This is a genomic window from Cupriavidus sp. SIMBA_020, from assembly GCF_046535395.1.
GTDB classification, from domain to species: Bacteria; Pseudomonadota; Gammaproteobacteria; order Burkholderiales; family Burkholderiaceae; genus Cupriavidus; species Cupriavidus campinensis.
Genome location: NZ_JAWRWU010001444.1, coordinates 1 through 244 on the forward strand (window position 1 = coordinate 1; position 244 = coordinate 244).

The 244-nt window shown below is 66.4% G+C and carries 1 pseudogene; it reads right to left on the minus strand.

The window, feature by feature from the left end:
- A pseudogene (locus SB751_RS34335) lies at positions 1–212 on the minus strand (alpha/beta hydrolase); the annotation flags it as partial.
- Between the last annotated feature and the right edge of the window lie 32 nt (positions 213–244).

A 244-nucleotide genomic window follows, 5' to 3' on the forward strand; every position in this document is an offset into this window, starting at 1 on the left:
TTCGCCGCCGGCAGGAACAGGTCCAGCCGCTCGTCCTGACCCATGCCGTAACGCAGGTTCAGCAGGCCGGGGCGGCGCGATTTCACCGCGGCGGCCGACTCGGCGTAACGGCGCACGCAGGCGTCGAAGTCCGCCACCGACTCGCGGGCGTTGTATTGCACCTCGCGCTCGGCGATGGTGGGGAAAAAGAGATCGATGTCCGCGTCACGCATGAATGGCCTGCCTGTCGTCCTGGGAAATGATG